A 12,836-nucleotide genomic window follows, 5' to 3' on the forward strand; every position below is an offset into this window, starting at 1 on the left:
GGGGACTGCGGGCGCTCGGGATCCGAGACATGCCGTTCGATTCGGGGGGACGCGGTCAGAGGACTCCCGGCCATCCCGGCAGGGCTAGTCAACAACGCGCCGCAGAGGCGGGGTTGAGGTGTAGGACGGTCTCGAGCACTAGTGGGGAACGTGGCGCAAGTAGGATCGCATTCGGCCGCCGGTCAGATGACTGGCTATCTCTATCAGTGTGAGCTGGCCCTAGTGGAACTGGCCGAGCGCAGCCTGGACGACCCCGTAGTCGAGGTGAGGATGGAGGTCCTGGACGACGTCGAGTTCCTCCACGGGGCCGGGTCCCCGAGTGAGTTACTGCAGTCCAAGCACCGGAGGAGTGCCGGGCAGCTCAGCGAGACCGGTAAGGACTTTTGGCGGTCAGTTGCCTCGTGGATCGATGCACTGACAGTCCTGGGCACGAGCACATCCGGGCCGATGCCACTGCTGCGCCTGGTAACCACGCAGGTCGCGACCGAAGGTACGTTTTTCTATCTGCTGCGCGGAAGCCCGCAGCGCGACGTTGCGGCTGCCCTCGACCGCATGGAGGCGGTGGCCATCGCAAGCGAGCCGGAAACCACCGCAGAGGACCGTAGGAAGTTCATGGATCTGACGCCACCCCAGCGCTACCGGCTGGTCGCTGCGATCGAGATCAGCGACGGCGCACCGCTGATGTCAGATCTCGACCATAGGCTCGCCAGAGCACTGGGGATTGCGGCACGCCGGCACGGGCAGGCCGTCCTCGACCAGATCAAGGGGTGGTGGTACCGCATGGCAGTCCAGTTGCTGGAGCGGAAGAACCCGGCCCTGAACAGGCCGTCGGTGAGCGCGCAGGAGCTGCAGTGTCGGATCGAGGAGATCACCGACCAGTTCGCCGGGCAGAACCTGCCCGTAACTCAGGAACTGCGCCGTCTGACCGAGGCGGAGACCGCCGCGTATCGCGACCAGTTGGTCGTGCGGCAGATGCAGTGGATCGGACTGAACAACCGCTCAATCGCCATGTACCTGCGGGACTACCACCACGCATCGGCCCAGCGATCACAGTGGCTGCGCGCTTTCACGATCACCGAGCAGGGGTTGGAGGAGTACGAACAGCGCCTGTGGGACGAATGGGATCACATCTCCGCTGACCTGACCGACGGCCATGATCAGGACTCCGAAGACAAGCAAGCGAGTGTCGGCAAGGAGGTGCTGAAGGAGACGATGGACGCGGTAGCGGACGAGCCAGCACGTCTGGGCAGCACCACGGTCGGCTGGATCGGCCGAGGCACCATGCATAGTCTCGCCGACCGAGCTGGGACCGCTCAGGAACCAGTGGGCTGGCATCCCCGCTTCCGGCACCTGCTGGGCCAGAGTGCCGAGGATGAGGAGCAGGGGCAGTGACCGAGACAGCTGCCCCTCAGGTACCCGAGGCACGCGCCCTGCTTAACCCTGCGTTCGGCGCCTACTTGCTGGCCTGCAGTGTCAACGCAGCTACGAGATCCGCCGCTCGAACGCCGGTGCCCTGGCCCGCGGCCTTCCTGGTGCTGCCGCTGGTGCTGCCAGCCGACACGCGTGCGGACATGCCGGCACGCGCCAGTCGTTCCATGGGCGCGTGGCTGACCCAATACCCTCACCACCAAGCTCGGTTCGCCGAACGCGCTCACGAACTGACCGGCTACACCCGCGCCAGCCTGCGCACCGCCCTGCGCCACCATGCGATAGAAGTCACCGGTACCGGCTTGCGTACGCCGCGCGCACCGACCCCGCTGCCCTCGGACTTCGGCGAGGAAGTCACCGACTGCGCCCAGCGCGCCGCGCTGGTGGGCAGGTGGCTGGCTGCGACCGACCTAGCGACTGCCTTCACCTTGCTGGGCGTCCGTCCCTGACCTGCCTCTCCCGTAAGGAAGTCACCAACCCGCCATGCAGCTAATCGCCCTGGCCCTCTACCATCGCGACGGACGGCCCGAGCCCCGGGTTATCCGTTTCCGGCTAGGGGCGCTGAACATCCTCACCGGTGAATCCGAGACTGGGAAGTCGGAAGTCCTCGACATCGTCGACTACTGCCTGGGACGCAAGCAGCCCAATCTTCCCGACGAGCCGATCGACCAGACCGTTGGGTGGTACGCGCTGTTAGTCTCCTTCGGGACCAGCCGAATGCTTACTGTGCGCCCCCGCCCGTCAGGAGCTTCGACTATCAAGGCCATGGTCCGCACTGGCGACGAGACGCTGGACTTCCCACGCGGCGATGAATTGCGCCTCGACTCGGATGTCAGCGTAATTCGCAGTCAGCTCAGTGCCCGCCTGGGCATCGAGGACTTCCACTTCCAACCGCCAACTGGCGCAGCTCGCGCCGCCTTCGACGTCTCCATCGGGCAGGCCGCTCTCCTCTGCTTCCAAAAGCAGGGCGAGATCGCCAACCAGGGTGCTCTCTTCCACCGCCAGAGCGAAGACGGCATCCAGCAGGCAATCAAAGACACACTGCCCTACTTCCTCGGCGCAGCAGGACCGGAACAGGCCCTGCGCCGTCACCAACTGGGTCAGGCTCTACGCGCCCAGCGTGCCGCGCAGCGCGCCCTGGAAGATGCAAGCCGCCGGCAGGAAGGGACCGACACGCGGGCAGTGGCGCTGCTGCGCCTAGCCGAAAGCGAGGGACTGCTCAGTGACGTCCCGGTCACTGTGGACCCTCGTCGGATCCCACAGTTGCTGGATCAAGCCCTCAGTGTCTCCTCTGCGGTGGAACAGGCCGCCCCGGCCGACCGCCGCCAAGCGCTCCAAGACGAACGGCGCATTTTGCGCGAGCAGTGGCAGCAACTGGGTGACGCCCTTGCGCTCGTGGACCGCTGGCACGAACAAGGACAGGCATATACCGGAGAACTGCACCTCCAGCTCAACCGCCTAAAGACCCTCGACCTACTAGGGCCCGCGCAGCCCGGCCATGACTCGGGCACCTGCCCCCTGTGCACTCAGCCGCTGCCCGAACCCGACCCGTCCGCCGCGGACATCACCGAACTGACCTCGAACCTAAGCGTGGAGCTTGAGCACGCTCAGACACTCCAACCCGTACGCGACGAGCACCGCCGGAGCCTGCAAGTTCAGCGCGACGCCGCTGCCGAACGTCTCCGTTTGAACAGCGCCCAGCTTAGAGACCTCAACGCCAGCGACGAGCGCATGCGCAGCCTGCAGGACCAGCAACTGCGCGCCGCATACATTCAGGGGCGCATCGCCCAGGAAATCACCGCCGCTGGCCAACTGTCACCCGACGACATCAGTGGACTCCGCAACGAGCTGGTCCTGGCCCAGGAGCGCGCCGAGCAACTTCAGGAACTGGTTGACGAGGACGACATCACCGCAGAAACAGAACGACGCCTCACCGATGTTGCCGCCTACATGACGCCCTGGGCACGCCGCCTCAACCTCGGCCAGGCCGCAGCAGCAGACGAAGTACGCATCAGCCTCGCCCAGCTCAACGTCGTTTTGCGGCGTCCCGCAGGCCGCCTGCCACTGACCCGCATCGGCAGCGCGAAGAACTGGATCGGTTACCACCTAGTTGCCCACCTCGCCCTGCATACTTACTTCCTGCAACACCAGCGGCCTGTACCGCGCTTCCTGATGCTCGACCAGCCCACCCAGGCGTTCTTCCCCGAAAAGATCCGCGACGCCACCACTGTCCAAGACGCGGACTGGGCTGCCGTCACTAGCTACTTCGAGCTTCTCAGAGACGTCGCCGACTCCAGCGACGGTGGACTGCAAATCATCGTGTGCGACCACGCCAACCTGCCCGAGCAGTGGTTCCAGGAAGCGCTGGTCGAGAACTGGCGACCTCGAGATGGCCGCAGGAACGCTTTGATCCCCGAGGACTGGCTCGAATAACAGCGTGGCGTAATGAACCAGACCGTCTTTCGTTACGGGTCGTGCCCTTCCCGTTTGCTGCTCTTCCCCTACCCCTCGTGCGGAGCGGGACGCGGACTGGCTTGCCGAAGGTGCTCCGGTCAGATACCCCCGCTGACCGGAGCCTCTCCTTGCCACCGTTCTCAGGCGGTGTCCTTCTCTTCCTTGCCCGGGGGCCGCTTGGGGGGTTGCATCCTCGGCAGGGCGCGCGTCGGATCCGGTGTCCGGTTGTCCGGGACTGCGGTCAGGTGCGAGCGGCTGTGGGGTACGAGCTGGACGACCTTCTCGGCGGCGTCGCGGGCGAGGTCGTCCAGGACAGCCTGATAGATGTCACGGGTGATATGGGTGTCGGAGTGGCCAAGGGTTTCGCTTACGACCTTGATGTCCACCCCGGCCGCGAGCATGAGGGTGGCAGCGATGTGGCGTAGGTCGTGGAGTCGGATCGGGGGGAGGCCGGCAGCAGCGATCAGGCGCTCGAAGAGGTCGCTGACCTTGCCCGGGTGGAGCAGGGAGCCGTCCTCCTGGGTGAATATTCGCCCGGTGTCTATCCACCCCTCGCCCCATTCGTCGCGCTCGCGCTCCTGGCGAAGGCGGTGAGCCTGGAGAACCTCGAAGGTTTCGTCGTCCAGGGCGATGAGGCGGATGCCCGAGTCGGTCTTCGGAGTGCCCTCGTGGATCTCCCAGCCGTCCTGGACGAGTTGGGTGGCGATGGCCAGAGAGTGCTCGGTGGCCGACAGATCCTCCCAGCGGACACCACACGACTCACCGCGCCGGGTACCCCGGAAAGAGATGAGCCGCCACAGCGGGTAGAGCCGGTCTCCGGCAACGAAGTCGAGGAACCGCCCCGTTTGCTCCGGGCTCCAGACCATGACGGGCGACGGCCTGACGCCGGTCGCCTGCCAGCGAGCTATGCGCTCGTCAGTCCAGATGAGGGCCTTCGGCCTCGTGCCGGGTAGGAGTTCGACGTGCTCGGCCGGGTTGAAGGGGGACATCACCTGCTGGGCGATGGCCACGTTCAGGGCGGCCCTGAGCGTGGCCTTTATGTGCGGCTGGGTGTTGAGGCCGGTGATCCGGCGGAACGGCGGCATCGCGTCGAGCTGGGCCCGGAGCGACGTGCGGCGGGCCCGGTTATCGGCGCCCCGGTTCGGGGTGGCATTGAGTTCGGCCTGGACCGCCCTCCGCTGGGTGTTCTGCTCCTGGATCTCGATGTTGCGCTCGTTGATCGTGTCGAACATCGTGTTCAGGTGGTGGACCCTGAGCTTGTCCAGCCGGATGCTGCCCAGTTGGGGCTTGAGGTGGACGCGGACGTCGCAGGCGTAGCGCTTGTAGCCGGTGACGCGAAGACGCTTACGTCCGGTGAGCCAGGTGTCTAGCCATTCCCCGACGGTGGTCTTGGAGTTAAGGGTCTGGCCGGTCTTGAAGCGGCGCAGAGTCTCGTCGTAGTCCGGCAGCGGCTCCTTGGCCGCCGCGCACGCTTCGAGGAGATCGCTGATGGAGAGCTGACCGGCCGGGTCGTCCTCGTCCGGAATCGCCATGAGTGCGGCGGCCTTGGACAACTCGGTCTTCGCGTCGGTCGCAGTCTCGAATCCGCCCCGGCGGAAACGGCGGCGGGTGCCGTCCTGACGTGGGACAAGCTCCTGGACGGCGTACCAGAGGCCGTGCCGGGTGTTGGACGCCTTCGGGCAGGCCGCCCCGTACGGCTTGCCAGTGGCGGGATTGCGGCAGGCGCACCGCCGGACGGTGGTGCCCTTTTTCACTTGTCGGCCCCCGGGCTGTTGCTGGTGTCAGGGTCATCGACGAAGGCGAGTTCGTCGGGAAGAGCGGGGGGCACGAGGCTCCGCTCGCGCATGTTGTTCCGCAGGGCCCGCAGTTCCTGGCAGTCCTCGAAGGCGTGCTCCTCGTAGCCTTCGGCACGCTGCAGGAGGGTGGTCCGGCGGGCTCGGTCCAGGGTGGTGCTCGCACTGCGGCGGCGTTCCCTGGCCAGGGCTGTGGAAGCTGCCGCACCGGCTACCAGGTCGCCGTGCTGCCGGAATACGTCGAGGACATCGCGGGCAGTGCCTTCGGTGGCAGGCCGGTCCACGGGCGCCTCACCGGTGAACCACGTGAGGGCGTCCCAGGTGGACACTTCCTGTCCCGGCAGGACCTCTACGGTGGCAGCGGAGCCAAGGGGGAAGAGGAGGGTCACGGGCGGAACGCCGAGAACGTCGGCCAGGACGAAGAAGTCGGCGACCGTGACGCTGGTCTTGCGCCCCGATTCCAGGTTTTTCAAGGAGTGCTCCGTGACCTCGGGCAGTCCGCGGTCGGCACAGCCCTGGGCGACGGCAGCCATGGTGAGGCCGGCCGCCTTGCGTGCGTCTCGCATCCTGTGGGCGATCCGACCGGTGAACGCTGTTGGCCATTGATCGGGTGTCATGGAGACACTTTAGATCGATAAAAAGCGCATCCGCAACACCGTGATACATATATAGCGGCACCGCGACACCAGGAGACACAAGGAGAGCGCCGTGATGGCATCCGATTTTTCCCGCGGAACACAAGGGCTCACGAGTGACGAGCTGCTCACCCTCCCGGTGGTCATCGACCTCGACACCGCGAACAGGGCCCTGATGATCGGCCGTTCAACGGGGTACGGGCTCGCCAAGCAAGGTGCGTACCCGGTCAAGGTGCTACGCCTCGGCAACGCCTACCGGGTGGTGACAGCCGACCTCTTGAAACTGCTCGGCCTAGAGCGCCGCACGTCGGACGCATCCCGTGAAGCATCTGGAGGCGAGCGACACGGTCTCTGCGCGTAGAACATGATCGCCTCACGTGGTCCCTCCGCGAGGGGCGCCCTGCCGGAACTGTAGGGTGTCGGGAGCTATCACTGCCTGACGCGGAAGGCTACCTACTGTGACCGCTGCTGCGCCCCCTTCGACCTCCGACTTCTACTGCCACCAGGCCATCCCTGGGCTTACGCCGGTCAAGGTGGTGGCGGAGACCGAGCACGTGCTCGCATTCGAGCACACCAACCCCGCGCACCCGGTTCACGTCGTGGTCGTCCCGAAGGTGCACACGCCATCCCTGGTCGATCTGGGTGGCGGGGGCGAGGAGCTGCTCGCCAAGGTGATGGCAGTGGTCCGGCAGGTCGCAGCGCAGGTGGAGGAGGAGCATGGGGCCGCCTCAGTCACCACGAACGTCGGTCTCTACCAGGAGTCCCGGCACCTGCATTTCCACGTGTACCACCGCGGGGAGTCGGACGAGCAGATTCTGGCGATGTACGGACACCACGACGGCTGAGTCCTACCGGGCGTGCAGCGCGCGCCGTGGCCGGGCTGCTGCCACGGTCTCGTGCGCGATGAGGTCGGACGCGCGGTGAACCGCCTTCGGGTCAGGGCGCTCCACCGGGCCGGAGCGGGTTTCGGCGGCCAGCTCCATGCATGCTTTGGCGAGCGACGCTCCGCCCTGCAATTCCTCGTTGTCTGGGATCACGACGCACTGTCCCGGGTGGCGGCGTGCGTAGGCGTCGGCGTTGTCGAGCTGGTCGCCGCGACTGACGGTTGAGGGCAGCGGGATGAGGACGGCTCGTTTGCCGAGCGCTTCGAGTTCGGCGAGCGTGGTGGCGCCGGCGCGTCCGATCACGAGGTCGGCGAGCCACAGGGCGTCGGCCATCTCTTCGTGCAGGTACTCCAGTTGCCGATAGTCCGGCATGCCGTGGAGCGAAGGGTCGAGGTTCCCCTTGCCGCGCACGTGGACGACCGCGAAGCGCGAACACAGAGTGTCGAGCTGGCTTTTGACGGCGTCGTTGACGCGCTGGGATCCGCTGCTGCCGCAGAAGATCAGAAGGACGGGCCTCGCCGGGAGGTCGAGGCGGTGCCGCAGCCGTTCCGGGTCGCCAGCGGCCAGATCGTGCCGCAGGGGCAGGCCGGTGACGACGGACTTACGGGCAAGCCATCGCGGTGCACCGGTCGGGGGCGCGACGGACAGGCACACCCGGTGGGCCATCCGGGCGACGATCTTGTTGGCGAGCCCGAGGGAGTGGTCGGACTCGTGGACCACGATGGGAACCCGGCAGAGCCAGGCTGCGACGCCGACGGGTACGGAGACATAACTGCCCTTGGAGAACAGGGCGTCGGGCCGCTCGCGGCGCATGGCCCGTACGGCGGCGCCGATTCCGCGCAGGACCGTGAAGGGCATGAGCAGGTTGCTCCACGAACCGTAGCGCTTCAATCCTGCTGAGGGTACAGCCCGGAACGGGACGCCGGCCTTTATGGCGTATTCGTGTTCGATGCTGTCAGCGCGTCCGAAGAACACCAGTTCCGTCACGCCCTGGGCGGGGAGCCGGGCCGCTACTGCGAGCGCGGGAACGACGTGCCCGGCGCTTCCGCCTCCGGTAATTCCGATTTTCATCTGCACCGCACCTGGTCCACGTAATCGTCGTTGCGTTCGGTCTCGGGGTTGTCGTTCTCCCGGCCTCCCGGGTGCACGGCCTGCTGTACCGGGCACCCGGGCCACTGGTGCCAGAGGGCTTGGTCGGGCCGGCTGGAGTTGAACCAGCTCCTCGGCAACACTTATGCCGTGCTCCGCCTTTGAGCTACGACCCGGTGGCTGATCCGAGGCTAGAGGGCATGAGGCTTGGCGGTCAATGCGCTGCCCGGTATTGGCGGCGGCTTTCGGTCATTCGATTTTCGCGGTTCCGCACCGGAGCTTATTTGTTTTTCGGCAGCCCAATTCTGTCGCCGTCCATAACTGCCAGACGATGACGTGAATTGGGTTCCACCTGTTGGTGGGCCGTGACTTAGTGCAGGCTCCAGGTGTCGGGGATCTGGCTGATTGGCGCGCGGCTGGTCCGGGTTGTCCACCGGTTGACGAGTTCGACCTCGTCGTCCTGCTGTTGCGGGGAGAGGACCAGCCTGTGCGGGAGGCCGAGGAGGCTGGCGTACCGGAACTTCTCGCCGGCCGGTTCGTGCCGGTCGTCGATGAACAGGGCTGCGCCGCGTCCGCGCAGGTGCTGTACGACGCGCTCGGTTCGTTCGCGCATGGCGGGCAGGTCGGGGCGCAGGACGGTGATGTGGAAGTCGGCCGGGGCGGTGTCTGGTTTCCACCGCAGGCCGGCGTTGTCGCGGTGGAGGTCGGCGAGGGTCTGCAGGCAGCGGGTGATGCCGATGCCGGAGCATGCTGAGTAGGGGGTGTGGGCGGTGCCGTGCTCGTCGGTGAAGGACAGGTTCATTGGGGCGGCGTACTGGGTGCCGAGTTCGAAGACGTGGGCAAGCTCGATGGCGCGTGCTTCGCGGTAGTGGCCGTCTTCGCAGTGGCTGCATTTCATGCCTTCGGCCGCGCGGTGGAGGTTGACGGCGGTGGGTGACAGAGCGGCGAGGTCTTTGGTGCCCGACCAGGTGACGTTACGGCGAAGGCCGGTTGCGCCGTCGGAGATGGCGAAGGTGTCCAAATGGGCGACTGATTCGTCGAAGAAGGTGGCCGTTCCCGTGCAGTCCCAGGGGGTGATGGTGCCGGCCTCCTTGCCGAAGTGCTCGGGCAAGTGGGCGGGTTCCAGGAGAGCGACGCGGGCGGCGCCGGAGGCAGCAGCGAGCTTGCGGGGGCTGACCTGGAGGTCGGACCGGATCACTACGGCAGCCGGAGTGGTGGTGCCGTCGTGGGCGGTGAGGGCGAAGGCGATGACGTTGACGACCGGGTCGCTCTGCGGGACCGGCCGCCCGCCCAGGATGGCGTGATCGCCGCGGTGACCGCAGTGGTCGCAGACGAGGATGCTGCTCTGTCCGGTGTCGCCGAGGACGAGGTGCTCGGTGGTCGGGCCGGCCGAGATGCTGCCGCCGTCGGCAGCGGCCTGAAAGACGCCGGTCAGGCCCATCCCCACCAGGGCCGCCCGGCAGGCGTCGTTGAGGAAGCTGGCCGAGGTGCGCATCCCTTGGGGATCGGTGTCGAAGGTGTAGGCGTCGGCCATCGTGAACTCGCGGCCACGCATCAGCCCGCCGCGCGGAGCGATCTCGTCGCGGAACTTGGAGGTGCTCAGGAACAGCCGTACCGGCAGGTCGCGGTGGGACCGCACGTGCTCCCGTACGGTGGCCGAGGCGATCTCCTCGGAGGTGGGGGCGAGGCACATCTGTTCGCCGCCCCTGCTCGTGGACGTCAGCAGCGCACCCTCGGACTGGTAGACCTCCCACCGGCCCGACTGCTCCCACAGCGAGCGGCTTTGCAGCGTGGGGAAGGCGACCGTGTTGGCGCCGCGCTCCTCGAACGCGGTCCGGGCGATCCGGACCAGCCGGTCGTGGACGCGCAGCCCCAGCGGCAGCAGGGTGAACACTCCTGTGGCGTCGGTCCTGGCGACGTACCCGAGGGATTCCAGCAGGTTCATGGTGGAGGCGGAGGCGTCAGCCGCGCGGCGCCGTACGGGGGGGAACAGCCGGCTCGCGTAGAGCGGGGTCTCAGACACGGGCAACTCCCAGGACGGACTTCGACAGGTTGCGCAGGTGCGCGGCGGTCGTCCTGATGTCGTGACGCCGGGCGCTGACTGCTGCGGCGATGCTCAGGGTGCGGCGCAGGCCGGGGTCCTCGGCGAGCTGGTCGACGCACGCGGCCAGGGCGGCGGCGTCGCCCGGCTGGTAGGCGAGGGCCCCTGCGCCGAGCGTGTGTCGCAGGCCGGGCAGGTCGCCGTAGACGACTGGAAGGCCATGGGCCTGGGCCTCGACGGCGACCAGGCCGAACGCCTCCAATTGCTTGGTGGTGAACAGGAACGCGTCGAAGTCGGCGAAGCGGCGCCACAGCTCCTCGCGTGGCATGAAGGGCTCGAACCGAATCCGGTCGGTGAGGCCGAGGTCGGCGGCTCGGGAGGTGAGGGCGAGCAGTTCGCTGCCGCTGCCGATGACGGTGAGGTCGTGTCCCTCGGAGGTGAGCGCCAGGGCGTCGATCGCTGTGGCCGTGGACTTGTTAGCGTCCAGGCGCCCGGCGTGCAGCAGCCGTAGTCGGCGGCCTTCGGTGGGTCGGACGGTGGGGCGGTCTGGCAGCGGCAGGCCCCAGGGCACGGTGACCAGCCGGTCGGCGAACCTTCCTCCGGTCAGGGCGTTCACCCGCTCAGCCATCGGCGCGTTCGGGACAGCGACGGCCGTACTTGCGGTCACGATCTCGATCAGTGCCTCGGACGCCTGATCGTTCTCGGCGGCGGCGATCACGTCGGTACCGTGCGCGATGGAGATCAGCGGGGTGCTGCCCGCAGCACGGGCGAAGGCGAGGGCCAGTCCGAAGCCCAGGTGCTGGGCGTGAATGAGGTCAGGGCGCCGGTCGCGCACCAGGCGCGCGACCTCGTCGGTCAGTTCCTCGGCGTACCGGGGAAAGTCCGGGCCGTACGGCTGCTTCGCGGCGCGGAGATCGGTGGTCTCCTCGAACCGGTGCTGCCAGACGCCGGAGCCGGGCAGGGCCAGGAATGTGCTGCGGAAGTCGCCGGCGAGTCGGTGGTAGACGTCGCTGCACCAGATGGTGGAGCCGCAGGACGGCTCCAGAGGAAGGTCGATGCCCGTCAGGATGCGCGGTCGGGTCATCGTGCTTCTCCGGAAGGGGCGGTGGGGTGGTAGGCGCGCAGGCCGGCGCGGAGCATGGCCGACATCCCGGCCCAGCCGATCGCGCAGGCCGCATCAATGACGGACAGGCCCGGCACAAAGCCCTGCTTGGGCCACGCCTGGGCATAGCGGGGATGGCGGCCGGAGAACTCGTTCCAGGTGACCGTGATCCCGCTCGCACTCAGCGCTGCCGTGTCGAGGTACTCCCGTGTGCCCGAACCGGCCCACAGATTCGTCTCCCCAGCGGCCTCACAGATGTTGACCAAGCGCACGTTCTTGTCGTCGCAGTCCGATGAGGCCATCTGGGACGTGAGGAGCAGTGCGGCCCGGGAGCCGAGCGCGAGCGCGATCTGCGTCACGAGGTCGAGGTTGAGGTCGGTCAGCCAGCGGTGCCCTGCGGACAGCGCCGGGGCGATGACCTGGAGAGCTTCGTCGATGTACGCGGTTCGTCCGTACGCCAGGCGGATGCCCTTGATCACGGCCGTGGGGTCGAAGCTGTCGGCGATCCGGGTGTCGCGAATGAGCTGCCCGGTCTTGCGGGAGGCGGGGACGGTGATCCAGTTGACGCCGTTGGCGGTCTTGATCCGGTTGCGGTTCTGCCACCCGCGTTCGGTGAACTGCACGTCGTCGTAGAGCGCGACGGTGGTGGAGGCGAGCAGCGCTTCGCAGAAGCCAAGCCACGGCAGGAAGGGCGGTTGCTCGATGTAGATCACGGGCGCTCCTGTTCCGGCTGGGAGTTCAGCAGGGTGAGCAGGGGGGTCTCGAAAGCCTCGAAGACCCGGCCCGCCGCGGCGTCGGTGGGCCGCAGCCGCCAGCCGGCCGCCGCTGCCCGCTGGCGGGTGTAGGACTCCTCCAGGTACCAGCGGCCTCCTTGGGTCCTGTGCTGGGCCAGCGCTTTGACCTTGTCGTCGAGGAAGGCGGTGATGTCGACCAGGACGGTGGGGGCGAAGTTGCTGCGCGGGGCATGCGGTTCGCCATACAGCACGGTGCGGCAGGAGAGCACGCGGGCGGCGGCGTTGGCGGTGGCCGTCGCGAGCGCAAGGTGGTCTTGGTGGTCGTTGTCCGCGTGCGGGCTGTGGGTGATGACGGTCGTGGACCCCAGTCGCACCAGTTCGCCTTCGACGGCGGAGATCAGACTCCGGTCGGGGCGCAGCGCTCCGTCGGCCAGGCCGAGCCAGGCCACCTCGACACCGGTGCCGGCCCACGCGGCCTGGACCTCGCGCGTGCGGGCGTCTTCGGCCAGACGGATGCCGCGGGCGGCATCGGCGAGCGAAACGCCGCCGGCGCCGTGGGTCGCCATCAGCACGGTGACATCGGCGCCGAGCTGCCGGTAGCGCAGCAGAGTGCCGTAGGCGAGCAGTTCGGCGTCGTCGGGATGCGCCACCACGGCCACCACGCGCTCCATCGGGG

General features: G+C 67.5%; 12 protein-coding genes and 1 tRNA gene. 5 read left to right on the top strand and 8 right to left on the bottom strand.

The annotated features are described in order from the left end of the window. Positions 1-186: 186 nt before the first annotated feature. From ACFO3J_RS30470 to ACFO3J_RS30480, 3 genes are read left to right on the top strand one after another with little or no spacing between them, the layout of a single operon-like run. Positions 187-1,392, top strand: a complete 1,206-nt coding sequence (locus ACFO3J_RS30470) for an ABC-three component system protein (RefSeq protein ID WP_386436270.1) — start codon at positions 187-189, stop codon at positions 1,390-1,392. Further along, positions 1,389-1,877, top strand: a complete 489-nt coding sequence (locus ACFO3J_RS30475; protein ID WP_386436273.1) for a three component ABC system middle component — start codon at positions 1,389-1,391, stop codon at positions 1,875-1,877. Before ACFO3J_RS30470 ends, ACFO3J_RS30475 begins: the two co-directional genes overlap by 4 nt. Positions 1,878-1,911: 34 nt before the next feature. Next, the gene (locus ACFO3J_RS30480; RefSeq protein ID WP_386436276.1) at positions 1,912-3,861 is read left to right on the top strand and encodes a DUF3732 domain-containing protein; all 1,950 of its coding nucleotides are present in this window, start codon (positions 1,912-1,914) and stop codon (positions 3,859-3,861) included. 161 nt (positions 3,862-4,022) lie between these two features. Here ACFO3J_RS30480 and ACFO3J_RS30485 read toward each other — a convergent pair whose 3' ends face one another. Both ACFO3J_RS30485 and ACFO3J_RS30490 read right to left on the bottom strand, forming a co-directional pair. Beyond that, entirely contained in the window at positions 4,023-5,636 is a 1,614-nt protein-coding gene (locus ACFO3J_RS30485) for a tyrosine-type recombinase/integrase (RefSeq protein WP_386436279.1), read from the bottom strand. Continuing rightward, positions 5,633-6,292 (bottom strand): helix-turn-helix domain-containing protein, encoded by a 660-nt coding sequence (locus ACFO3J_RS30490; protein ID WP_386436282.1) that lies wholly within the window; start codon positions 6,290-6,292, stop codon positions 5,633-5,635. Before ACFO3J_RS30490 ends, ACFO3J_RS30485 begins: the two co-directional genes overlap by 4 nt. Positions 6,293-6,386: 94 nt before the next feature. Here ACFO3J_RS30490 and ACFO3J_RS30495 point away from each other — a divergent pair, with 94 nt between their 5' ends. Then, a complete protein-coding gene (locus ACFO3J_RS30495) occupies positions 6,387-6,671 on the top strand; it encodes a hypothetical protein (RefSeq protein ID WP_386436285.1) in 285 nt (94 codons plus the stop codon). A 97-nt stretch (positions 6,672-6,768) separates the two neighbouring features. Continuing rightward, positions 6,769-7,155 carry an HIT domain-containing protein gene (locus tag ACFO3J_RS30500; RefSeq protein WP_386436288.1) on the top strand — a complete coding sequence of 129 codons (387 nt, stop codon included), beginning with the start codon at positions 6,769-6,771 and terminating at the stop codon, positions 7,153-7,155. A gap of 3 nt (positions 7,156-7,158) precedes the next feature. Here the strand turns inward: ACFO3J_RS30500 and ACFO3J_RS30505 are convergent, their stop codons facing one another. The 6 genes from ACFO3J_RS30505 to ACFO3J_RS30530 form a co-directional block, all read right to left on the bottom strand. Beyond that, positions 7,159-8,265: a UDP-N-acetylglucosamine--N-acetylmuramyl-(pentapeptide) pyrophosphoryl-undecaprenol N-acetylglucosamine transferase gene (locus ACFO3J_RS30505; protein WP_386436415.1), complete on the bottom strand. Its 1,107-nt coding sequence runs from the start codon at positions 8,263-8,265 to the stop codon at positions 7,159-7,161. 120 nt (positions 8,266-8,385) lie between these two features. Further along, positions 8,386-8,459 (bottom strand) — tRNA-Thr (locus ACFO3J_RS30510). 194 nt (positions 8,460-8,653) lie between these two features. Next, a complete protein-coding gene (locus tag ACFO3J_RS30515) occupies positions 8,654-10,306 on the bottom strand; it encodes a proline--tRNA ligase (protein ID WP_386436291.1) in 1,653 nt (550 codons plus the stop codon). Continuing rightward, the gene (locus ACFO3J_RS30520; protein ID WP_386436294.1) at positions 10,299-11,408 is read right to left on the bottom strand and encodes a glycosyltransferase family 4 protein; all 1,110 of its coding nucleotides are present in this window, start codon (positions 11,406-11,408) and stop codon (positions 10,299-10,301) included. The genes ACFO3J_RS30515 and ACFO3J_RS30520 overlap by 8 nt, the downstream gene beginning before the upstream one ends. Beyond that, positions 11,405-12,139 (bottom strand): WbqC family protein, encoded by a 735-nt coding sequence (locus tag ACFO3J_RS30525; RefSeq protein ID WP_386436297.1) that lies wholly within the window; start codon positions 12,137-12,139, stop codon positions 11,405-11,407. The genes ACFO3J_RS30520 and ACFO3J_RS30525 overlap by 4 nt, the downstream gene beginning before the upstream one ends. Beyond that, the gene (locus tag ACFO3J_RS30530; protein WP_386436300.1) at positions 12,136-12,831 is read right to left on the bottom strand and encodes a PIG-L deacetylase family protein; all 696 of its coding nucleotides are present in this window, start codon (positions 12,829-12,831) and stop codon (positions 12,136-12,138) included. Before ACFO3J_RS30530 ends, ACFO3J_RS30525 begins: the two co-directional genes overlap by 4 nt. Positions 12,832-12,836: the final 5 nt, after the last annotated feature.

It is taken from the genome of Streptomyces polygonati (assembly GCF_042650325.1).
GTDB classification, from domain to species: Bacteria; Actinomycetota; Actinomycetes; order Streptomycetales; family Streptomycetaceae; genus Actinacidiphila; species Actinacidiphila polygonati.